15 protein-coding genes are annotated in these 24,148 nt (G+C 54.6%); 12 read left to right on the top strand and 3 right to left on the bottom strand.

Going from position 1 to position 24,148, the window contains the following annotated elements:
- Positions 1 to 102: 102 nt before the first annotated feature.
- Together ACFSX3_RS05455 and ACFSX3_RS05450 are read left to right on the top strand one after the other, a co-directional pair.
- Entirely contained in the window at positions 103 to 1,803 is a 1,701-nt protein-coding gene (locus tag ACFSX3_RS05455; protein WP_209992807.1) for a DUF4127 family protein, read from the top strand.
- 301 nt (positions 1,804 to 2,104) lie between these two features.
- Positions 2,105 to 2,845 (top strand): hypothetical protein, encoded by a 741-nt coding sequence (locus ACFSX3_RS05450; protein WP_209992808.1) that lies wholly within the window; start codon positions 2,105 to 2,107, stop codon positions 2,843 to 2,845.
- A gap of 392 nt (positions 2,846 to 3,237) precedes the next feature.
- Here the strand turns inward: ACFSX3_RS05450 and ACFSX3_RS05445 are convergent, their stop codons facing one another.
- Positions 3,238 to 3,396, bottom strand: a complete 159-nt coding sequence (locus ACFSX3_RS05445; RefSeq protein WP_379258398.1) for a YvrJ family protein — start codon at positions 3,394 to 3,396, stop codon at positions 3,238 to 3,240.
- A 282-nt stretch (positions 3,397 to 3,678) separates the two neighbouring features.
- Between ACFSX3_RS05445 and ACFSX3_RS05440 the strand changes: the two genes are divergently transcribed.
- Positions 3,679 to 4,407, top strand: coding sequence for a protein-glutamine gamma-glutamyltransferase (locus tag ACFSX3_RS05440; protein ID WP_209992809.1), 729 nt, complete (start codon positions 3,679 to 3,681; stop codon positions 4,405 to 4,407).
- Between the two features lie 14 nt (positions 4,408 to 4,421).
- Here ACFSX3_RS05440 and ACFSX3_RS05435 read toward each other — a convergent pair whose 3' ends face one another.
- A complete protein-coding gene (locus tag ACFSX3_RS05435; protein WP_209992810.1) occupies positions 4,422 to 6,038 on the bottom strand; it encodes a response regulator in 1,617 nt (538 codons plus the stop codon).
- Positions 6,013 to 7,905, bottom strand: coding sequence for a cache domain-containing sensor histidine kinase (locus ACFSX3_RS05430; protein WP_209992811.1), 1,893 nt, complete (start codon positions 7,903 to 7,905; stop codon positions 6,013 to 6,015). Before ACFSX3_RS05430 ends, ACFSX3_RS05435 begins: the two co-directional genes overlap by 26 nt.
- Positions 7,906 to 7,984: 79 nt before the next feature.
- On the opposite strand from ACFSX3_RS05430, the gene ACFSX3_RS05425 reads away from it, so the two are divergent.
- The 9 genes from ACFSX3_RS05425 (at position 7,985) to ACFSX3_RS05385 (ending at position 23,863) form a co-directional block, all read left to right on the top strand.
- Positions 7,985 to 9,460 (top strand): ABC transporter substrate-binding protein, encoded by a 1,476-nt coding sequence (locus tag ACFSX3_RS05425; protein WP_209992812.1) that lies wholly within the window; start codon positions 7,985 to 7,987, stop codon positions 9,458 to 9,460.
- Positions 9,461 to 9,710: 250 nt separating this feature from the next.
- On the top strand, positions 9,711 to 11,366 hold the full coding sequence (locus ACFSX3_RS33300) for a hypothetical protein (protein ID WP_209992813.1): 1,656 nt from the start codon (positions 9,711 to 9,713) through the stop codon (positions 11,364 to 11,366).
- Between the two features lie 226 nt (positions 11,367 to 11,592).
- The gene (locus tag ACFSX3_RS05415) at positions 11,593 to 12,528 is read left to right on the top strand and encodes an ABC transporter permease (protein ID WP_379312690.1); all 936 of its coding nucleotides are present in this window, start codon (positions 11,593 to 11,595) and stop codon (positions 12,526 to 12,528) included.
- A 46-nt stretch (positions 12,529 to 12,574) separates the two neighbouring features.
- Positions 12,575 to 13,468, top strand: coding sequence for a carbohydrate ABC transporter permease (locus ACFSX3_RS05410; RefSeq protein WP_209992814.1), 894 nt, complete (start codon positions 12,575 to 12,577; stop codon positions 13,466 to 13,468).
- A 54-nt stretch (positions 13,469 to 13,522) separates the two neighbouring features.
- Positions 13,523 to 15,076 carry an ABC transporter substrate-binding protein gene (locus ACFSX3_RS05405; RefSeq protein ID WP_209992815.1) on the top strand — a complete coding sequence of 518 codons (1,554 nt, stop codon included), beginning with the start codon at positions 13,523 to 13,525 and terminating at the stop codon, positions 15,074 to 15,076.
- Positions 15,077 to 15,209: 133 nt separating this feature from the next.
- Positions 15,210 to 18,677 (top strand): carbohydrate-binding domain-containing protein, encoded by a 3,468-nt coding sequence (locus ACFSX3_RS05400; protein WP_209992816.1) that lies wholly within the window; start codon positions 15,210 to 15,212, stop codon positions 18,675 to 18,677.
- A gap of 137 nt (positions 18,678 to 18,814) precedes the next feature.
- Entirely contained in the window at positions 18,815 to 20,506 is a 1,692-nt protein-coding gene (locus ACFSX3_RS05395) for a glycoside hydrolase family 3 protein (protein WP_209992817.1), read from the top strand.
- Between the two features lie 35 nt (positions 20,507 to 20,541).
- Positions 20,542 to 21,789, top strand: coding sequence for a glycoside hydrolase family 88/105 protein (locus ACFSX3_RS05390; protein ID WP_379258379.1), 1,248 nt, complete (start codon positions 20,542 to 20,544; stop codon positions 21,787 to 21,789).
- Positions 21,779 to 23,863, top strand: coding sequence for a hypothetical protein (locus ACFSX3_RS05385; protein WP_209992818.1), 2,085 nt, complete (start codon positions 21,779 to 21,781; stop codon positions 23,861 to 23,863). The genes ACFSX3_RS05390 and ACFSX3_RS05385 overlap by 11 nt, the downstream gene beginning before the upstream one ends.
- Positions 23,864 to 24,148: the final 285 nt, after the last annotated feature.

Raw genomic sequence — 24,148 nt, 5'->3', positions numbered from 1 at the left:
AATAATTTATTGTTCTGGTTGTAATCTATCTGTGTAAATCACCTTATATAGTGAAGGCATCTGTTCTGAGCCTATCTGCTAACAAGAAGGAGCGTGACATAAATGAAGAAAGTGCTATATGTACCATTGGATGACCGGCCTGTTAATTTGGATGATGTGATTGTGCAGGGGAGATCGGCGGGGATTCATGTGATCACACCGGATGTAACGGACCTTAAGAATCGGCTGGATTCGCAAAAGACCGCATCGGGCACAACCCTGCTGACCACAGGTTCACCGGCTTATGGAGATACCGTCAAGATCCGGCAATATATTCGGGATCATGCAGCTTCTGTGGATGGTTTCATCCTGTCAGCGGATATGCTGGCCTATGGGGGGCTGATTGGCAGCCGCCGTCTGCGTACGGATGCAGGGGGTGCTTATCCCACTTACGATGCTGCAATTACAGACTTGCTCGACGTCATCCGTGAAGTGAAGCAAGCTTACCCGGACAAGCCGGTGTATGTAATGGATACAATTATGAGACTGGCGACCACCTCTTTTGCGGGAGGACTGGACCTCACGGCGTATACGGAGTCCCGCAATTTCATGCTTCAGCCGCGCAGAAGCTTCACGCAGTTCGATGATATTCTCAGCGGATATAACCTGTCCCCGACCGGTGACTATGGCAGTACAGCTACTTTTGATAAAGAGCAGTATTACAATGCCAGAGCGCATAAGTTCAAGACGAACCGCTATATTCTGGAGGTGCTGGCGCAGGAGGGCTCTATTGATTTCCTTGCAGTCGGTGTGGATGATGCCAATACTCAGGGCGTGCAGATTAACGAGATTCACTATATGGAAGCAGGCATTAATGAATGGCTGGGCGGGACCCATGGTCAAAATCCGGACCGGGCCGTCATTCTCCCGGATGCAGACGGACTGGGACAGTCCTTACTGGCGCGGATGGCGAATCAGCTCTACCGGAACGGGGCTACCACCAGGTACACTGTTGAATATTTCGGACCGCATGGCTCTACCCTTACGAGTCCGTATGAATATATGGATGTGCATCAGAACATTTTGCGCCATCTGGATATTGTGGGAGGAGAGGCGGTAGGCGATGCCCGTGAGGTGGAGATTATCGCGATTACCGCTGCGGATCAGGCGCTGGCTGCGGTTAACCGCATTGAAGATAACTATTCCCGCGCCGTCCCGTCGTTAGTGATTGACTGTGTCGGCGCAGGTGCAGCAGATGCAAGTATAACTGAGGCTTTGCTGGGCAGCAGGCATACTGGCGCTCTATTAGGGTATAGCGGCTGGAATACGCCGGGGAACAAAATCGGTCTCGCACTGGGCATGGCCCAGGCCCGGTATGCTTATATCGTTACAGAGACCGATGCGGCGGCGCTGGACCTTGCGGTTAACGCTCACGGCTCACTGCTATTCAAACGCTTCCTGAAGGATTACTTCTACAAAAGGCTGGCGATTGGCGAAATCCGGACGTACTCCAGAGCCCATTCGCTCTATGAGAATGTTGCAACGTTTACAGATCAGAATATGTTGCTGTTCAATAGCCCGGAGGATTACGCTCATCTCGAGGCCCTTCTGAGAGAGCGGATGCAGACACACACGGCCACGCTTGCCGGGACGGGCGCCTTCCTGATCGGCAGTGCTGAACCGGCGTGCGGTATCCGGCAGATTAGCGGAGACGGCTGGTCCTTCTCCGAATACGCCAGCGCAGTACTTCCACACGATGATCCCGATTATATTTGGGGCCGCGCCTTTGAGATTACTTTGAATCCTAACCTGACTTTGCAATAATAGACTGTTCTTCATGGGTTGAATTTTAAATATTTTGAGGGGGGAGCTAGGCTCCCCCTATTTAGGTTTGTGGAAAGAAAAATAGATAAACCCAATAAGGGAAAAATATATATGGTATAATAAGTAAAAAATAGGAAAGGGGTGGCTGTGAGGGGAAGGATAATAACATAATGGTATGTGAGATGGATAAAATTAGGTGTATGGTACTTCCCATGGAATTGATTGGATTAATTATATGTTATTCATGGATTCATTTTCTCTGATATAATTTCAGATAATTAGACGAAAGGAGCTTTCAGGGTTGAAAAAAGAGCTTGGTGTATTGATTGTGTTGAGTGTCGTTTTGCTTTCAGGATGTGGATCAGATAAACCTGCAACGGTTAATAATGGTTCGGGTGAGTCTCCTAGTAAACAAGTTATGACACAGCCGGTGCAAGATAAGGATGTGAAGTTGCTGGGGTCTTCAGAAGATGAAAAAGTAAAGTTTTATACAAAAACTGATGGGATAACACTGGATATTAACGGTAATAAGAAAGACTATCCTTGGAATATTCCTATGGATACTGGAACTGCCCCGCAGGTATTTTACACGGATGTTACAGGCGATGGGAAAGAAGAAGCCGTAATTATCATCCAGACTGGGCGAGGAACAGAATTAAACAATTATGATATTCATGTCGTTAATGCCGAGGATCTATCCGAAATTAAAGTCCAAGGTTATGAAGAGATTGTTGCGAATCAGCTTGAAACGCATGTTGCTAAAAACGGTGATGGTACACTAGCGATTTCCGTTAAATCACAAGGAAAAGAATATGATTTCAACTATGGATTTGATCCAGCACCGGATTACAAGCAAGATAGCCTTGCTTTTGGAGGAGTATATATTTATTCATTGGAGAATCAAAAAATAAAATTGAACCTTGGAGGATCTGTAGGTGTGTCTGCTACATATGTATGTGATTTCAATATCACATACAAATTCGATAGTGCCAAGAATGAATTTCTTGCTGATCAAATTGAAGTTAAACCTTTAGGAAGCTAATAGATGAGTACTGTAGTGTAAGCCGTGTTCAAATCCCCATTGAGCAACGATGAAAGCAACAGGCAAGCCGTTAATACCCCCACTTTTTCTCCAACTCTGATAAGATACCCATTTTGCAAGAGCAATTATGCCATAATTTGTTCAGTTGTATGTGATAGAGCCATTCACAAAAGTATTGATGTTTGATACACAAGCCATATTTATTACCTCCAATATGTCACCGGCGTCTCATTATATAAAGAGAAATGAGTCTCTTTATTTACAACCACTGATCGGCGGGGACTTGTCGCAAGGAGGCTTTGATCTTTGGTGTGAAAGATTCTAGGATATGTAGTGTTGCCCCCTGATCATGGTGTTGCTGTGCTTGTACTAAAAGTTCGGCCAACATAAAATCACCGCTTTACATTTTTTTGTATTTCATTCTTTAAAGCATTGATAGCCTCGCTTAAATCAGATATTTTCTTTTCAAAACGAATAAGCAGATACAAAGTAATTGCAATCGGGAAGCCTAAATTAGCAATGAAAGTAGTGATGTCACCCTCCATCATCATTCATCCCCCTTCTTTCATTCCCCTATAAAGAGAAATGAAATGTATTTTTTACAACCATTTTCCAAAAAAATAAAGAACGTATGTTCCTATATCTTAACATTGATAATATTTCAGTCAATGAAACTAAATCTATGGTGCTGAGGATCGGGCAGCGGCCAGGAAGGAGAGCACCGGCAAAAGCCGGTTCTTTTGGCGCAGTAAGCAAACTCCTCCGCACCAATTGCGGCCCGACACGTACAATAACCTATATTTCATGACAAGAAGACGAAAGGGGGAAGCAGAATGGGGTATGGATATGCGGCTCCGGCGGATATGGCCTTTGAGAGCAGAATGCGGGGGGAGATCATTGCGGCAGCCCGGGCAATGAATGTAGGGGGGACAGATTTTTCGACCTTTGAGAATTCCCGCTGCAATCCGAGGTACTGGACCCGTACAGGAGGCGGTGGATTTGAGCTGAATGCAAATGTCACTCCTTCGGCGGCGATTAATGATATTTTTGTGAATGGACAGCTGTATGCCTTCGAATGTGCTATGGCGATGGTGATGATTCTATATAAAGCAACCATCAACATGATCGGGGAGGCGGCCTTCAACCGTTATTTCACTGGTCTGTACCTGTGGGACTGGAACTATGACAGCAATCTGAAGCTGATTACCACGTTCAACAGGAATGAGCTGCAGCCGGGCGATGTGGTCTATTTCAAGAATCCTGACCATGATCCGGCTAAGCCGGAATGGCAGGGGGAGAACGCGATTATGTTGTCCAGGGACAGTTACTACGGACACGGGCTCGGGATCAAGAATGCCACTCAGATGATTGTATCGCTCAACAGGGAGCGGGTGCCGGGCAGCCGGACCTCGGCCTATCTGGCGGATGAGGGGCTTCACCCGGACTTTGCCTATATTGCTTCACTGGGCAACGCACGCATGGGCCCGCCGGTCTCCGCGAAAGTGAATGCAAAAACCGCCATCTACTCCAGAATAGGTACGAAATCGTATATTATCCGCTAGAGCGGGGGGGCGGTCTAACCCTTGGCCGAACGGAACTTGAGCGGGTGCAGGCCGGTGGTTTTTTTGAAAACTGTACTGAAATAATGGGGATTCTCATAGCCGACCCGCTCCGAGATCTCCATGACCTTCAGGTCCGTAGTCAGCAGCAGCTCCTTCGCCTTGCCTATGCGGATCTGGGTGATATAGTCGGTAATGGTTCTGCCGGTCTCCTTCTTGAATAGCAGGCTGATGTAGTTAGGTGTCAGAAACACCTCCTCGGCAATCCTGGACACGGACAGCTCCGAGGCGTATCCCTCCTGAACGATGGTACGGATGCTGCTGACGATCCGGCTGTTCCTGGAGGTGTTCTTACCTGCTACATAAGCGCTTAAGTCATGCAGGAGTGACAGCATATACGCCTTAAGGCCGGTGATCGTGGTCTGCTGGTACAGCTTATCCATGATGCTAATCCGGTCGCTCAGCACCTGCCCGATGTCCTCATCAATCTCATATAGAGCTCTGGCGGAGGTGAAAATCATCTCCGCGCAGAGGCTCTGCACATATTCAATTCTATGCTTGGGCCCGGCCAGCCCGCCGAAGAGCTGCTCCATCAGCCGGGTGACGGTGTCCGTATGTCCTGCCTTCAATTCATTCATCAGCCGGGCCTGGAGTTTATAGATAAAAGTGCTCTGCAGCTTCTCCGTGTCGGGCTGGATATCCTTAATGTAGAGGACAGAGGCAGGCCCGGTATAGAATTTGTACACCAGCGCGGCCAGCGCATCCTTATAGGAATCCTCAAGCTGGCCCGCCAGCGGACAAGCCCGCCCGATGCCGACGGAGGCGTCCAGCCGCAGAGACTTCTGAATGTTGGCGATAATCTGCCCGCATGTTCCGGAGAGGGAGGGGGACGGAGGCGTCTGCGGGGTGCAGAATACCAGGATGAACTCGTTCTCACTGGCCACGAAGCTGATGGCGCAGGGGTGGCTGTTCAGGCTCTCCTGAATGACATTCTGGATGGAAAAATAAAGCAGCTGCTTATGCTCCTCCGAGTATTTAGCCACCGCGCTCCGGTATTCATCCAACTGGAGCACACAGACGCTAAGCAGTGTCCCCTGCTGGAAGGGCAGGGCGAAATACTGTATCTTTTGCCAGATCTCATCCTCCTTGCGGTACAGGCCGGCGATCAGATTCTGGAGGAATTTCTCCCGCAGCAGCGGCATATTGTCTTGAAGCTGCTGCTTAAGCTGCTCTATATCCAGCTGCTGCTCGCGTTCCTCTGTCAGCTTGGCCACCGCCTGGCGGAAGACACTGCGGATCTCGGGCAGCTTGACAGGCTTCAGAATATATCCCTCTGCGTTCACCTTCAGTGCCTCCCGGGCGTAGGAGAAGTCCTGGGCGCCGCTGATTATAATAATCCGGGCCCTGCAGCCTGCCTCCCGCAGCTTCTCTGCTACCTCAAGTCCCCCCATTAGCGGCATCATAATGTCGGTGAACAGAATATCCGGCCTGAGCTTCAGGCATAATTCGTACGCTTCCAGTCCGTCCGAGGCTTCCCCGATAATCTCAATCCCGAACTCTTCCTGCCAATCGAACACACGGATCAGACTGTTGCGGATAAACGGCTCGTCATCCGCTACGATCATCGTTAACATCTTCCTTCACCTCATTCCAAGTAGTGACCACCGGGAACCGGATGACAGCCAGCAGACCGCAGCCGTCTTCGGTATTGTCGTAATAACGGATGCCGTAGGACTCTCCGAAAAACTGCCGGATTCGCATATGCACATTGCGGATGCCGTAAGACTGGTTGCCCGGCTGCGGGTCTGCCAGCAGCTGGTTCAGCCGTGCGGGATCGGCGCCTATTCCATCGTCGAACACGGAGATGCTAAGCAGCTCCTCCGTCTGCTCGACCCGGATGCGAATCGTGCCTGTGCCCCGCCGCTGCTGAATCCCGTGAATCAGGGCATTCTCCACCAGCGGCTGGAGACTGAGCTTCACCACCAGACATTCCTCTGCCAGCGCCCGGTCCGTCTCCTCCAGCTCATAGTGAAGCCGGTCCTGGAAGCGGAACTGCTGAATCTGCAGATAGCTCTCGACCTGCCGCAGCTCATCGCGGAGCGGGATAATATTGCGGCCCTTGCTCAGGCTGTACCGGAAGAAGTCCGAGAGCGAGGTGACCATGCTGCTGATCTCGGGAATATCGTGGTTAATGGCAATCCAGTTAATGGAGTCCAGGGTATTGTAGAGAAAATGCGGATTGATCTGGGCCTGGAGCATTTGCAGCTCGGCTTCCTTTTTGCGCAGCTCGGTGACGTAGAGCTTGTCGATCAGTGCCTTAATCTGCTGAAGCAGCTTATTGTAGCGGTTGAATAAATAGGAGAATTCGTCCTTGCGCCGGTAGCGGATGGGGATATTGAAGTTCCCGCTCTCGGCATGCGACATCGACTGGATGAATTTGCGGATCGGTGCGGAGATATTCTCGGACAGCAGCAGGGCCATCAGGAAGGAGACGAGCATGCAGATGACTATTACGATATACATCACCCGGCGGAAGGAGATCAGCTCCCCGTTAAGCTCGCGGACAGGTGAGAAGGACAGGATGGTCCAGCCGGTGTTCTCCAGGGTTTTGTACGAGACGAGCATCTCCTCGCTGCCGATGGAGTGGCGGAAGGAATGCAGGGCGGATGAGTGGTCTGGAGAGAGAGGGTTGCTGGTACTGTCAGCAGGCCCTATAGTCAAGCTAAGCTTGCTGTAATAATCCTGGGCAGCGATATTCTGGCCGATAAGCGACGGCTCGGGGCTGATGGCGATGGTTCCGGCCTTGTCTGCGATATAGACCTTACTGCCGGGCGTGGGCTTATAATGCTCCAGGAGCGTGCCGAATTCGGCCGCCGGGATATCTAGGGTGAGCAGTCCGACATAGGGCAGTTGTGCATGCCGGATACCGAACAGGCGCTTCGCGAATTTGAGGGTGAACCGGGAATCCAGCGAGCTAAGACCCACCACGGCAAAATCGGCTTTGGCCGGAATGTTTAAATACCAGGGCTTCAAGGTAATAAGATCGATATTGAATACACGCCGTGAGAAATTATATTGGGTATATTCCGGCCGGTTCAGCATATAGAGCATAGGAACGAAGCTGTTGCCGGAGGTCCCGTTCGCGGGGAAATCCTCAAGGATTTTGCTAAGGGCGGCCAGCTCATTAATGATTCCGGTACTGTCTGTTGGCCGGTTGGAGGAGATGAGGTCCGCGAATTCAGAATTTAGGTACAGCGCGGTCATGGATTGATTGGCGGCTTCGAACCGCCGGGCGAGATTATCCTGAACCAGATTGAAGTTATTCTCAATGGATGTATTCATATTCCGGGTAATGATCCCGGCGGATTTGTTATAGATGGTGACAGAGATGATCGTAGTCGGGAGAAGAACCAGGAAGAGGAAGTAGAGAATCAGGCGGCTGCGGATGCTGAAGTTATAGAGGAAGAGTGCCTTCGACAACGAATCGTAATATTTCTTCATCGGAGTCCTCCTTCCGAGTCAATAACTGGTATACATTGTAAAACGCGTGAAGTCAGGATGTCAACGCAGGAGGTGCGGTGTGAAAAGGTTACTGTTCTATTTTATTATCATCTTAGGCTGCGGGCTGGCTATTTACACTCTTGGTTATAACCGCCCGCTGCTGCCGGACCTCACTCAAGGCGAGAAGGCCGTACCGGCGGCGCAGACCACCCGGGTGAGGGTCGCCCTGTCTGACTGGACGGAGAACCTGGAAGTGAAGAATGCTATCAGCCATTATAATAAAACAAATCCCGATCAGATTGAGATTGTAGTGATGAACCTTGCTACAGACGCATATGACGATACCTTGAATATGCTGATGACCTCCGGGCAGGGGCCGGATGTGTTCAGTGTCGATAACGCCTGGCTGGCCACTTACGTCAACAAGGGGTATCTCGCTAATTTGTCTGCTGATCTGGATGCCGGCTGGCTGCTGCGCTTCCCGGTATGGGCCAGGAAGCACGCGTCCGGCTCGTTGTTCAAGGGCGGAATCTACTTCATGCCCTCCAGTATTGATACCGTGCGCCTGATCTACAATAAGCAATTGTTCCGCAGCGCCGGACTTGACCCGGAGCGGCCTCCGCTTACCTTCGCCGCACTGGAGCAGGCGGCCCTGCAGATCAGCCGGGCCGGAGCCCCGGTGAACAAATACGGCTTCGCGTTGCCCGCCGGGGATAGCCGGGCCAGCCTCCAGGCCGGACTGGAACTATCGAATACCTACAGCGGTTATTATCTTTATGACTACCGGTCGGGCCGTTATGACCTGAGTGTGTATGCCCCCTGGCTGCAAATGGTGCGGGAGATGAAGCAGCAGGGCAGCCTCTACCCGGGGGAGACTCTGCTGAAGCTGGGCAGCGCGCTCCGGCAGTTCGCAGACGGCAATATCGGCATGATGTATGTTACCAGCAAAGATTATGTCAAGCTGCAGGAGTATATGCCTAAGGATGACTGGGGAGTAGCGCTCCCTCCGGCAGCGGATCTGTCACGGCGCCGGGCCGGGGCCCTGATGATGGTCCCCCACGCTCCGCTGGTGGTGAACAGTGCGGCGCAGAGCCGGGAGGCTGCGGTGAAGGTCTGGAGATTTCTTCAGTCGAAGGAATTCCTGGGCATGCTGTACCAGCAGGCGCTCGCCCTTCCGGTGACAGACGGGATTATGGATAAGCCGGGCGCTTCACGCGGGCTGCGCCACTTCAGGGAATTCTATCCCACCGCAGCAGAATCGATCTATCCGCTCTCCCCGCAGATCATGGACCAATACGACCCGAATACGGTGTCCATGGAGCCGCGTTATTCAGGCGACCGTCCAAGAATGCAACTGTACCTGCGGATCATCGCGGGGGACATTCCGTTGGACCAGGGACTGGGCAGCGAGAGTGAGCGGCTGAATCAGATGCTGGACATTGCAGCTACCGGGTATTCTTTTCGGCGTGAGGAGTATATCTATCCGCAGTTCGATCCCCGTTCCCCGTTATTGGGGGAGAGCCTGCTGAGCCGTTCAAGCAGCGGACGGGAATAGAATAGGCTTATATTCAGGAACCTTTCCTGGCCAGTGCGGCTCGCGGGAGGGTTCTTTTGTGTTGTCTCCTATTTATACAGGATGGCTGCCGGAATCTAGCTGTAATGCACACACCGTGCCGGAATCGCAGAATATTACTATATTGATCCATCTTTCTGCTGCTAGCTTCTATGTAGTCAAAAGATAGATTAAGCGAGGAAAGGACAATCTAGCAGGGCAATGCAAATCTGTCATTAAAGGAGACTGGAAAATGACTCTACTATCCACAGGACCGCTGGAAAATAATGCAGTAGGAGGAGTAAGACCCACTACACAGGTTACGGTCAGAATTGATAACCGCAGTAATGTTTCAGCTTCTACGGTAGTTTTACAAGGCTATTACATGCAGGGAGGCATGCGTGTACTGTATGTCAGTCAATCACTTAATGTAGCTGCCAACGGATCTATTACTAATACTTACTATGCGGATCTGGATGCCTTTGAATTTGTGTTTGCCACTTCAGATACTGTAGATGATCCGGTTCAGATCTCCGTATGGGGCAAGAGCAGTACGGGACAGCTCGTCACCGCCCACCGGTTGGTCTCGGCTGAATTATTGGGCGATACTGGCGTAACGGGTGCGACTGGGGCTACTGGGGCAACCGGCGTTACGGGTCTGACAGGCGCAACGGGCGCGGGAGTGACGGGGGCGACCGGAGTAGGAACGACAGGTGCGACCGGGGCGACTGGCGTTACGGGTCCGACAGGTGCAACTGGCGTAGGAGTAACGGGGGCGACCGGAGCAGGTACAACAGGTGCGACCGGGGCGACTGGCGTTACGGGTCCGACAGGCGGGACCGGGGCAACGGGGGCTGGGGTGACCGGGGCGACTGGAGCTAATGGGGCGACTGGCGTTACGGGTCCGACAGGTGCAACTGGCGTAGGAGTAACGGGGGCGACTGGAGCAACGGGTGCGACCGGAGTAGGCACAACAGGTGCGACCGGGGCGACTGGCGTTACGGGTCCGACAGGCGCAACTGGAGCAGGAGTGACCGGAGCGACCGGGGCCACCGGCGCAGGAGTGACCGGGGCGACCGGGGCAACGGGCGTAGGAGTGACCGGGGCGACCGGAGCAACGGGCGTAGGAGTGACTGGAGCGACCGGGGCAACGGGCGTAGGAGTGACTGGAGCGACCGGAGCAACGGGCGCGGGAGTAACGGGTGCGACCGGAGTGACTGGGGCGACCGGGGCAACGGGTGAAACCGGGGCAACGGGTGAAACCGGGGTAACTGGAGCAACCGGGGTAACGGGTGAAACTGGGGTAACGGGAGCAACGGGAGCAACAGGAGCAACGGGAGCAACAGGAGCAACCGGAGCAACGGGGGCAACCGGGGCAACGGGTGAAACTGGGGTAACTGGAGCAACCGGAGCAACCGGCCCGAATGCTGCAACGGAAGGGTTCTCTGCATTCCTGCCGACGTTCTCGGCCGCGACCAGTACGCAGCTTACGGGTTGGACTGTTACTTCGCCTTACTATGACAGTGCGACATTTAATGAGACTACGGGCAACTACACGATACCGGTATCCGGCAGATATTCGTTTGAGGCAACCATTAACTACAGCACTACGGCTGCCATCTCGGTTGCATTGGGAGCGGGAATTGATCCGGCTTTTGTAGTGCGGAGAACATCACCGACAGTAACAGATCTGGTAACCGGATTGTTCCCGCTGCTGAATGTTAACATTGCGCTTCTGCTGTCTCTGCGGACAATCCTTGGTAATGGTACGGTAACATTGGCAGGTGAAGTTGAACTGACGGCAGGCGATGTGATCGGACTCTTCTATGAAGCAGACGGATTAACAATTCCGCTTGATCTTGGAGGTGTCTCTTCGGGCATTGTGTGGTCTGTTCACAGACTGACCTAGTCCCGGCAGGCAAGACCAGACCCTTAAGCTTCAGCTAAAAGAGCGTTCCACGCGATCATCGCGGAGCGCCTTTTTGTGTTTTGTTGATTCCGCTCCTTTGCATTCCAAACTCCGTAGGATTTTGAACTTTTATTATAGATGGCCTTATTTAGCATGGAGCCGCCTGCGGGTACACTTAAGTCAGGGAAGAGAGGGACTGCTGAAGGAACACGGGAGGCGGAAGACAATGGTTATGAAGACGAAAAAGAGACACGGGCTGAAGCATCTGCTGAAGCATAAGGTGCTGCTGCTGATGCTGCTGCCGGGCGTAGTGTTTTTGCTGATCAATAATTATCTGCCAATGTTCGGAATTGTGATTGCGTTCAAGAATATCAACTATGTGGACGGGATTCTTGGCAGTCCGTGGGTTGGGCTGGATAACTTCAAATTCCTGTTCGCCACCTCGGATGCCTGGATTATCACGCGCAATACGGTGCTTTACAACTTCGTGTTCATTGTGTTTAATCTGCTCTTCGCCGTATCCATCGCGGTGGCTCTGAATGAGCTGAGGAACAAGCTGGCCGCCAAATTCTATCAGAGCATCCTGTTCTTTCCCTACTTTTTGTCGATGGTGGTGGTGAGCTATCTGGTATTCGCTTTTCTAAATGTTGAATACGGTTTCATCAATAAAGGAGTCTTCGCCCTGTTCGGGTTGGATGAGCTGAACTGGTATTCGGAGCCGAAGTACTGGCCGTTCATTCTGCCGCTGATCAATCTCTGGAAAGGGGTGGGCTATGGCTGTGTCATCTATCTGGCGGCGATCATCGGTATTGACAATGAGTACTATGAAGCGGCCCTGATCGACGGTGCCAGCAAGTGGAAGCAGATTCTGCACATTACCATTCCGCTCATCCGGCCGGTCATTATTATTACAACGATTCTGGCCATCGGGGGCATCTTCCGCTCCGACTTCGGGCTGTTCTACCAGACCACACTGAACTCCGGGGCGCTGTACCCGACTACACTGGTCATCGACACCTACGTCTATAACGCGCTGATTAATATGGGTAACCTGGGGATGTCCGCAGCGGCCGGATTATACCAATCGGTGGTCGGCTTTTTCCTGGTCCTCGGCTCGAACTGGATCGTGCGTAAGGTTGACAAGGATCAGGCGGTTTTCTAGCTAAAAGTCAGGCAGCACACGTACCCTGTAGAAGGAGTGGAAATCCGTGGCTAATAACGAAATATCCCGCTTCACTAACGTTCTCCTCCATATTATTTTTATCATCCTGTCCCTGGCCTGTCTGCTGCCGATTATACTGGTCTTCATGATCTCCATCACCGATTACGATTACATCGTCCGCAATGGCTATCAATTCATTCCGGAGAAGCTTAGCCTGGAGGCTTACGCCTATCTATTCAAGGATTACAGTGTGGTGCTGCGGGCCTACGGCATCTCATTCTTCGTCACGATCACCGGAACGCTGGCGAGTGTGTTCCTCTCTTCTCTGTATGCGTACCCGATATCGCGGGCGGATTTCCGGTATCGCGGGGTGTTCGCTTTCCTGATCTTTTTCACCATGCTGTTCGGCGGCGGGCTGGTACCGTGGTATATGGTCTACACTCAGGTTCTCGACCTCAAGAACTCTATCTGGGCGCTGGTCGTGCCGATGCTGCTGTCCCCGTTCAATGTGCTGATTATGAAGACGTACTTCCAGATGAGTGTGCCGCCCGCGCTGATTGAAGCCTCTACGATTGACGGGGCCGGCGAGCTGCGGACCTTCTTCAATATTGTATTTCCGCTGTCCCTGCCGGTGTTCGCCACGATCGGGCTGTTCAATACCCTGCATTACTGGAACGACTGGTTCAACAGCATGATCTTCATCACTGATACTGACCTCTACTCCCTCCAATATCTCATGTACAAAATGATCTCCCAGGCCGACTACCTGAGCCGCAACGGGGCACTTATTCAAGGCTCGGCCACCGAGCTGGCCAAATTGCCGGGGGAAACGATCCGTATGGCGATGGCGCTGATCGGCATTGGGCCGATTGTGCTGGCCTATCCGTTCTTCCAGCGGTATTTCATCAAAGGACTGACGCTCGGCTCTATCAAAGGCTAACCTCGGAACCTACCGATTAGCATATATCTGTTCTATCAAGGGGAGGAAAAAAGTATGGCAGGTAAAAAAGTCACAGGTCTGCTGTTGTCGCTTGTGCTGATAGCCGGATTCACCCTGGCCGGATGTGCGGGGAACAATGGCAATACAGCTGCGCCTACAGAGAAAGCGGGAGAAAGCACCACAGCTCCTGCCGCAACGAAGGAAGCTACAGGAACGGAGGCAAGCGGAACGGAGGTGCCGGGTGCGCTTGAGCCGGTGGAGTTGTCCCTGTATCTGCCCGGCGGCCCGGATAAGGATGTGGCGTCCGTGGAGCAGGAGATCAATGCTTATCTGAAGGACAAAATCAATGCCACAATCAAGATTAACCAGCTGAGCTGGGACAAACCGGCCGACAAGGTCAATCTGATGATCCAGTCCGGCGAGGTGTTCGACATGGTCTATACCTGGAACTTCATGACCAATGCCGCGAAGGGGGCGTATCTGCCGCTGGAGGAGCTGCTGGACACCTATGCCAAGGAGACGAAGGCACAGATCAATCCGGCTTACCTGCAGGCAGCTACCGTCAACGGACATTTGTATGCGGTTCCAACTGAGAAGGAGCTGGGGCAGTCGGTCGGGTTTGCTTTTGACAAGGCGATTGTGGATAAATACGGCTTCGATGTGAACAGCCTCCAGAAGCTGGAGGATATCGAGCCGATGCTGAAGACGATTAAGGAGAAGGAGCCGGCCCTCTCGCCGCTGTTCATGAACCATACCGACAGCCTGCACTGGTTCACCGCCTATCCGGACAGTGAGGATCTCGACGGCAGCAACGATATCCCAACCCTGCTTGATTACAAGACCATGAAGGTGTTCAACGAATATGACACGCCGGCCATGACGCAGCGGCTGAAGCTGATCCGCAGCTGGTATGAAGCGGGCTATATCAACAAGAACGGAGCCACAGACAAGACCGAGCTGAAGGATGCGGTCAAAAGCGGCAAAGCCTGGTTCGTCTACGGCAACATGAATCCGACCTCCACCAATGACTGGACCCGGCTTGCCGAGAAGCCGATGATTATCAAGACGCTGCTGCCTGTTCAGGTCAGCACCAAGAGTCTGCAAGGCTCCATGCTCGCCATCTCCAGAACCTCGAAGAACCCCGAGCGGGCCATGATGTTCATGAACCTGCTTCACACCGATCCGGTGCTCTACAACCTGCTGACCTTCGGCATTGAGGGCAAGCATTACAAGAAGCTGGAGAATAACACCGTGGAATTCATTGCGGACAGCGGCTATAACTCCGTATCTTCCTGGATGATCGGCAATGTGCTGCTGAATTACCTGAATAAGGATGAAGATCCGAAGCGTGTGCAGCTCTATACGGACTGGAATAAGAATTCGAATATTTCACCGGTCATCGGGTTTGTGTTCGATTCAACCAAGGTGCAGTCGCAGATCGGGGCGCTGATCAACATCACGAAGCAGTATAAGAACACCCTGTACTCCGGGGAAAAGGACCCTGAACCGGTCCTGAAGGAGATGAACAGCAAGCTGAAGGCCGCAGGCCTGGACGCTGTGATTACGGAAATTCAGAGTCAGCTCGACGCTTTTCTGGCCGCCAAATAAGCAGTAGAGGCCATAGCACGCCCGTTACCCTGCCGCAAGCAGCCAAAGCGCCCGCCTGTGGCAGGTACCGGGTATTCTCTTTCGCTAATCCAGCCTTTGGGGAGCCCCTATCTGATCAAGAGAGGGTGTTATTATGCGAATTCAGAGAATCACAGGTAAATTGCTCATTGCAGTGCTGGTATGGATGTCCGCTTCATTGCCCGGAGCACGAATTAGCTCTGCCGAAATGCCGCCTGCACAGGTGATTGTGGAAGAACATGTAAATAAAAGCACAGTCACAGAGGATACCTACCAGCCGTCTCCGCTGCTCTGGCAGGTGGGCGAGCAGGATGACAGCTCCGCAGAATTTACAGTGTATCAGGATGTGTACAGTGAGAATATTACCCTCCCCGTAAATCCCCTGAACTGGAATACGATCTCCCGCGGCATGAAGCTAGACCGCAATGCGGCGATGGAGCTAAGCTTCAATCTTACGGAAGTCCCCCTCTATGGTGTGGAGTTCAGCTTCAAGGTACTGGATGCAAGCACCGCTATTCCGCAGCTGGCCGTATTCACCAATGGCGGCTTCAGCGGGCTGATTCAGATTACCGGGCTGAACGACGGAGAGACCCCCCTTACGAACACATGGAAAGAAACCTATAGACTCTACATTCCCTCAGAACAGCTGAAGATTGGCAGCAATGAGCTGAAGCTGACCGTGGACCGCGGGCTATACGCAGATCCCCAGTCTCCCGGATATGACGGTGACAAGTATCTGTGGTTCGAATGGGATTATCTCAGGCTGGGCGCATTGACTGAGCCAGCCGACGAGCCTATCCACGGACGGTATGTCCACCTGGGAAGCACGATTGCCGCCTCGACCTTCCGGTATGACGAGCATGCGATCCGCCATCTGGCCCCGATGGCCAAGTGGCTGGGCATTGCCTATAGCGGCAACTGGATGCGCACCTCCTTCTGGTCCGATACCAGCGCAGGCTGGGACCCGCAGGGCCGCAAGTACCTGGAGACACTGCGCGACCTCAACCTTACCCCGATGGTCAATATCATCGGCGGCAACTGGAAGACTAACAGTGAGCTGGCGGCAGGGACGATCAGCTCTGCGCTGAGAAGCTATTATAGCGGATTTGTCACCAAATTCGGCGATCTTTACGAGTATGCCGAGACAGGCAATGAGCCGGGATTGTTCGGCTGGGCACAGAAGGCGGTGCTGGCGCTTCATGAAATGATGGACGAGGAGAGGCAGACGAACGGCCAGCCGTACCTGAAAATTGTCGCCCCAGGCTGGGCATACTGGCCGTATAATGGAAGCCCTGACGGCTGGGAACGGGATGCCGCCCAGCGGGCACCGATTGAAGCGCTGTCGGATGTGTCTAACGGACACAGCTATGGCGGGACCGGGGTCCAGCCGTTGCCGGGAGGCAGCCTGTATGAGAATCTGCGGGTGTATGGCGATTCGGAGGAAGGCTTCGGCAAAGAAATGGCCATGAGCGAGACCGGCAGCAACGACAATCATTCCGACAATACGAAATACGGCACGTATGCTTACAGGTTCGCTTCTGCTTTTGACCGGGAGCTGCGGGGGAATATCGGTTATGTCGATCATATTATGCAGCACGCCGCTTTCTTCAATGACGGGACGGAGTTTGGGCTGTTCGATTCTGCGATTAATTGGAACACGCACCGCTATGAAGATACAGCGGCGGTACCGGCCAATATCAACGAATCCGGGGAGACCCGGCTGAAGACGTTCCGCAGACTGGCCGCCGCGTACGCTACGCATGGAAGCCCGCTGGGCTACGAGATGCTGAATCCGGCTGAGCTGACCGGGCTGAAGGCATATTTCCGCGCAGTGGATACCTCGGCGCTGGGCACTTCGGCCATCGGGGCGGCTGCGGATAAAATCCTGCTGAACTTCGTGAATTTCGAGAAAACTCCGGTCACGATGCAGGTCCGGGTTGCCATGCCTTCCAGCGGAGTGTATGCCGGGGAGCGGTTTGGTCCAGGAGAGACGTACGCCGCCGCCTACTCCCGCGTGGAGCTTACGGCAGACCCGTACATTACACTTACAGTAGCACTGGACGCGGGAGAGACGGTCCAGTACATCCTGGATGAGCAGGACAATACGCTGCCTGCTTCTCCGGGCAATCCTGCGGCAACAGCCGTCAGCCATGAGCAGATCCGGCTGACCTGGGCGGCCTCTACAGACAATGATGCTGTCGTCAGCTATAACGTCTACCGTGACGGCGGAGCAGCTCCAGTGATCAACATTCCGGGACGGCTGACCTTCTGGAGTGACTATACCGTAGCGCCCCAGACCTCTTACAGCTACACAGTGCAGGCCGTGGATGACTCCGGCAATGTATCGCCTCTCAGCGCAGCCGTATCAGCGACCACACCGGTCATGCCCATTACACCGCATGCCGCAGGAGATCCGTCCAAGTTCGAGGCCGAAGCTACCGCCTTCGCCCTGCCGCTGAAGACCGGCAATAACAGCAGCGCCTCGGGCGGCAAGGTCGTCGAACAGACGCATAGCGGAGGCTTAACGATCCAAGGCTTCCATTCCGTGAACGGGGGCAGCTACACCTTAACAATTGTATACGCTTCCAACGAAGAATCGAAGAAAAACATTCTCGTGAACGGCGTGAAACAGTCCACAGTAACCCTGCCTTCTACGGGAAGCTGGACCGCGAATCTGACCGCACGGCAGTATGGGATTACCCTCCAGCCGGGCTATAACACAATCAGCTTCACCTCGGCGGGGAAAGGGGCAAATCTCGACTACTTCAAGCTGGAGGAAGGGCTGTATGTTCCGCTCTCCCACTGGTATCCGGCCGCACATGATCATCCTTACATTGACTATGTTGGATTCACCCCTGCGCCCAATGGAGTCTCCCATGTGACCTATGAGGAGGATGCCACGGCTGCCTTCAGCTTCAATGGTATCGGTGTCCGCTGGAGATCGGATATCAAGAGCGATATGGGCAGTGCAGATGTCTACGTCGATGGCGAGTTTAAGGAGACTGTAGTGATTCCGCAGGCAGGGCTGGAGGGCGATCATAAAATCGTCTACGAGCTGACGGGCCTAGCATATGGGCTGCACCGGATTGAGATTGCAGGCAACGGTGGGAAGGTCATGGTCAGCGGGCTGGAATATGAGAGCTACGAGTCTGTATTGCCCGTGCCAGGACCGGATCTGACGGTGACGGATATCGGCTGGCATATTGTGAACAGCGACGGAAGCCCTTCTGCGCATAGCACGCCGCAGCTGGGCGACTCCCTGATCTTCTGGGCCAAAGTGAAGAACATCGGCGTCCGTCCCACACCGCTGAATGCTTCGACCGGACTCGGGCAGATTACCGGTGGCGCCTTCTCGGTCAACGGCGGGGTGGTCTCGTGGACGGACACGAATACCAGTGTGATTCAGCCGGGCGAGGAGATTACACTGACGGCTAACGCCAGTGCGCAGGGTACCCCCCGGTGGACGGTGCCGACCATCGGCGAGTTTACGGTCAGCTTTTTTGTGAATGATATCTGGCGGTATGCGGAGATGAACAAGGAGAATAACAAGCGGGCACAGGCGCTGGAGATCAGCTTGCCCTGACGGGCTATTCAGCCGCTGGGCATATCCGCGCAGGCAGTTTGTAGAATATTGAACTTATATTATAGCTGGCTGTATGTAGAGCAGCTTCGCGATCCGGTACACTGGACTCAGAACAGAACCTGCCGGGAGGAGTATGAATGATGCAGAAGCCGTTAAGCAAGGAAGAACAGGAGTGGGTAGAGGGTACGCTTGAAGCGATGAGCCTCCGTGAGCTGATCGGGCAGACAATGCAGGACCACGCAGGCAGACTGCCGTTCAAGGGAGATGATGAAGCGGGTCTGCGCAGATATCTGGAGCAGTATCCGGTGGGCAGCTTCTTCATCGGCGGGGAGGTTATTCAGAAGGCCGCGGGCAAAGCGGAGGATTACCGGGACTGGGCGGCAATGCTGCAGGGCATCAGCAGGTTCCCGCTGCTGTTCTCCGGTGATCTGGAATTCGGGGCAGGCTCGGCCGTGAGAAGTCTCACGGCCTTCCCGCCGCTCCTTGCGCTTGCCGCCGCCGATGATGAAGCCCTGGCGTATGAATACGGCAAATATACCGCGCTGGAAGGGCGGGCTGCGGGGTTCACCTGGGCGCTGGCCCCAGGCACCGACCTGCTGCTGAACTGGATGAATCCCGTTATTACGACCCGTTGTTTTGGCGATGAGGCTGGACGGGCGGCACGCCTGTCCGCCGCTGTTATGCGGGGCATGCAGGAGCATGGCCTTGCGGCCTGCGCCAAGCATTTTCCCGGTGATGGGGTCGATTACAGGGATCAGCATATCATTACTACGGTGAACAGCTTATCGGAAGAGGACTGGTTCTCCACGTACGGGCGGGTTGCCGGGGAGATGATTAGCCAGGGTGTGATGTCCTATATGACCGGACATATTGCCCTTTCCTGGATCGAAGACGGAGCAGGCGGCGCTGGATCGAAGCCGGTCCCGGCAACCGTCTCGGAGCGGATTACAACAGGGCTGCTGCGGGAGCGGCTGGGCTTCGATGGAGTGGTGTTATCAGATGCGCTGGATATGGGCGGATTCTTATCCTGGGGAGACTACACGCAGCGCATCATAGACTGCTTCAATTGCGGTACGGATGTGCTGCTCTGGCCGGGAGTGCGGTACTTTGCAGTGATGGAGCAGGCGGTGGAAGACGGGCGCGTCAGCCGGGAACGGCTGAAGGCCAGCGTCCGGCGGATACTGGAGCTGAAGGCGCGGCTTGGCGTGCACGCTGCCCGCGCCGGGGGAGAGGATGGCCGGGCGCTGCCGCTGCTGGACGACAAGCTGCCGCCCGGCCTGGACCGGCAGGTCAGACAATTCAGCCGCGAGCTGGCCGGGCGCTGCATTACCCTGGTCCGCAACCGCACCGGCCAGCTGCCGCTGAATCCCGGGGCGGTCCGCCGGGTGCTGGTCATCATGCTGAACAAGGTGACGGAGGGTCGCAGATATGAGCGGATGAATCTTTTTGTGGAGCAGCTTAAGACCCGGGGGCTAGAGGTCGATATTCTGGATGAATTCGAGCCGCTGACGACGCTGCGGCAATGGGAGCTGTCCGGGGTCCGCTGGGATGCCGCCTTCGCCCCTTATTTCCTTCCGCTACACGGAATGATGAATACCGCCCGTCCGGTGGGCGAAGCAGCCAAAGCCATCTGGGCCATGCAGCATGCGGAGACAGTCCGGCCGATCGGCATTTCGTTCGCTACGCCGTATCTGCTGCAGGACATTCCCTTCTTAGATACCCTGGTGAATGCGTATTCTCTGCATGAAGATACAGTAGAGCTGACGGTTAAGGCGCTGTTCGGAGAGATTCCGTTTCAGGGAAGCTCCCCGGTGAAAGCGGAGATTTGAGAGGGCGATTACGGTTCGGGGAGGCTTCAGACATCTTGAGTGCGAAACAGGAATCAGAGGCAAAACGGGCAGCGGGCAGGAAGCGGGAACTGGAGGCGAAGCTGCGCCAGATCTTTGAATATATGCGTCTTGAAAGGCACCAAGGGAATTGGGGAATGGATATAGATCATTGGGACTGGGTGCCCGGCGTGGGCGTAATCTCATTACTGGAATATGGTACGGCGACTGATAAAGAAGAGGTGACGGACTACCTGCTGCACTGGGTGAACCGGAATAAGCAGAAGGCCGAGGGGGTTCGGGTTATCAATTCCCTGGCTCCCTACGCGCTCTTTCCTGAGCTGTACCGGCTGACCGGGGACCCATGGTTTCTCAGCCGGGCTCAAGAGGTTGCAGCATGGATGCTGAAGACTGCCCCCCGGACCCGGGAAGGGGCACTGGAGCATACGGTGACAGAGGCGGTGGAATTCCCGGAACAGGTTTGGGCCGATACGGTGTATATGGCCGTGCTGTTCCTGGCCCGGCTTGCCGGTCTGACCGGCGACCAGGAGCTTGCTGCCGCCGCCGTGCAGCAGACCGTGCAGCACCTTCGGCTGCTCCAGGACCCGGCGACGGGGCTGCTATTCCATGGCTGGAACAGCCGGGCAGGCAGCCATATGTCGGCAGCCCGCTGGGCCCGGGCCAATGCCTGGGTGGCACTTGCGGTCCCGGAGATTGTGGCCGGGACCGGAAGCCTGACTGCTATTCCACAGGAGCTGTACAGCCGCTACCGCAGGCTTGCTTCTGCCCTGCGGCAGGCGCAGGGGGCCGGCGGCTTGTGGCATACAGTGCTCGATCAGCCGGATTATTACGAGGAGACCTCGGCCAGCGCCGGTATTGCCTGCGGCTTCCTGAAGGCGGTGAAGAGCGGACTGCTGGAGGATGCCTATCTGGAGAGCGCGGAGGCGGCCCTTGCGGGAATTCTTCCGCTTATCCATGAAGACGGTGAGGTGCAGGGGGTCTCGGGAGGCACCCCGGTCATGCCGTCGATAGCAGCCTATAACACCATTGAGAGATATCCGGCACTGTACGGGCAAGGGCTGGTGATGCAGCTGCTGACAGAGGCATTGGATCTGGGGCAAATGGAGGATAGGCTAGAGGGTCAGGGGCATCAGGAGTGTCTGAAGCGCCAGGGACGTCAGGAGTGTCTGGGAGGACAAGAGGACCAGGGGCTTCAAGAACATCCAGAGTGTCAAGGGGGTCAGCAACGTCAGGCGCAATCCGGGGGGGATGACGGTGAAGGATAACGCAGAAGCTGCGGGTGGAGGGGTGGATCAGCGGCAACGGCTGATCCATAAGATGGCCGGGCTGGAATCCCGCTACGATTCGGCCATCTGCATGCTGCGCTCTCCGTTCAGCAGCCCGGGGTATCATACGACGCTGAAGCAGGCGGAGTTCATCCACTCCACCAGAGACTCGCTCAGCTATGCGCTTGGACTGCTTGACACGGAGCTGGCCCGTTATGAAGAGCGGGCATTCGATATTATCCGGCAGGTCATCTCCTTGCAGGATACGGACCCGGCGCATGATACCTTCGGCATCTGGTCCTGGTTCTATGAGGAGCCGCTGGACCAGATGGCTCCGCCGGACTGGAATTGGGCTGATTTCTGCGGCAGCCGTCTGGTGCAGGCCCTTTCGCGCCACGGTCACCGCTTCCAGGACGATCTGAGGGAGGCGGCCGTCTTGTCCATAGAGTGTGCCTGCGAAGCCATTATCCGGCGCAATGTCGGACCGGATTATACCAATATTGCGATTATTGGCGCGTTCGTGACCAGAATTGCCGGGGAGAAGCTGGGGCGTAAGGATTATGCGGACTATGGGCTGGAGCGGCTCAGGAAGCTGCATGCTCATACCCTGAAGCATGGGGCTTTTCAGGAATATAACAGCCCAATCTACACCTACATTGCCATTCTGGAGCTGTCGAAGCTTCAGTCCGAGACCTCGGACAGCAGGGTTAAGGCATGGACCAGAGAGCTGCTAGAGCTGACCTGGAGGACCGTGGCCGGGTATTATCACCCCGCCACGGCCCAGTGGTCCGGCCCGCATTCCCGCTGTTACGGAGTGCTGCTGGAGGACCAGAGCAAGGCGTTTCTGCAACTGGCGACAGGAGGAGCCGTGATGTTCTTCCCATGGGAGGAGCTGCCCTACGAAGAGGAATGGTATATGAGCGGCATTCATTGTCCCCCTGCCTATCTGAAGGGCTTCAAGGTTCCTGAGACGAAGGAGATAAGGCAACGCTTGGAAGGGGAGGAGAAAGGGCAGGAGCAGGGGACAGGGAAAGAGCGGAAGCGGGAGTTGGGCCAGGAACAAGGGCGGGATCAGGAATGGGATCAGGAGCGGAATCGGGAGCAAGGTCGGGATCAGGAGCAAGGTCAGGGTCAGGAGCAAGGTCGGGATCAGGAGCAAGGTCGGGATCAGGAGCAGGGTCAGGTGCAAAATCACAATCAGGGGTATGACGGCAAGTGGGCGGTCACTTATATGACTCCGCAGTGGAGCATGGGCTCCTTCACCCATAGTGATCTGTGGAACCAAAGACGGCCGCTGCTGATCTATGCCAATAATAACGGACAGCCCTCATATCTCCGGCTCCGCTGCCTGCATGACGGCTATGACTACTGCTCCGCACGCTTCCAATCGCTGCAGGAAGCAGGCCGTGTGCTGTTCGGGATCGATTTCATGACAGATGGCGGGGATACCCATCCGAATCTGGACCGGACCGGCGGTGTGATTGCGGCTTCGGACCTGCGGCTGCGGCTGGAGGTTGGCGGCGCTCTGGAGGGAGTTACAGCCGCATTAACAGAAGAAGGTACGGTTATCACCATTGCAGGAACGGAGTTTCGCCTGACAACCTGGTTCGCGGCATTCAGCGGGCAAGCGGATGCAGGCAACCGATTGGTGTGGGAACTTCATAAGGCAGACGGCCGGATGAATATCGATATGATTCTCTACGCCGGTCCGCGCAGGATGCTGGACTTCACCTCCATGCAGCAGGCTGCGCTGGTGTTCTCTCTGGCGGTTCAGGAGGAGGGGGGATTGAACTCTGCCCCACTTCTGGAGCTGACGGATGAGGGCGGGCTGCGGGTTAGCAGCGGCGTAGAGCACGAAGAGGACAGAGCGCAGGGAGATGAAGGAGAGGAGGCGGCAGAGAGAGCGAATAAAGCCAACGAATCGAATGATGTGAATGAAACGGATAAAACGGATGCTGAGAAGGGAGAGCGGGGTGTAAAAGTCGAAAAAAGCGTAAAAAGCATGAAAGGCGGATTCGCACTTAACCTGCGGCCCGCTCCGCGAGAGCTCCTGATATCACCGGACAAAGGCTGAACGTATGCGAAAAACCGAAAACAATTTGCTGGTACAACGGCCGATGACAAAATGTATGTGAAAAACCGAATACAATGGTGAGTGCGAAGGCACATGAACCAAATGTATGTGAAAAACCGAATACAATCGATGCTGCTGCGATGAGGGATGGACCCCATGCTCCGCAGCCCGTAACATTTTAGAGAAATCCTGCAAAAAGTGCAGCAACATTGCCCAATAGAAGCGGCTTATGCTGAAATCCTGCATGAAAGGCAACAAAGCCAGTGCTAACTTGCTCTTATCACC

The organism is Paenibacillus rhizoplanae (assembly GCF_042684125.1).
GTDB lineage: Bacteria > Bacillota > Bacilli > Paenibacillales > Paenibacillaceae > Paenibacillus_AQ > Paenibacillus_AQ rhizoplanae.
This window is presented reverse-complemented; position numbering and strand designations above follow the sequence as displayed.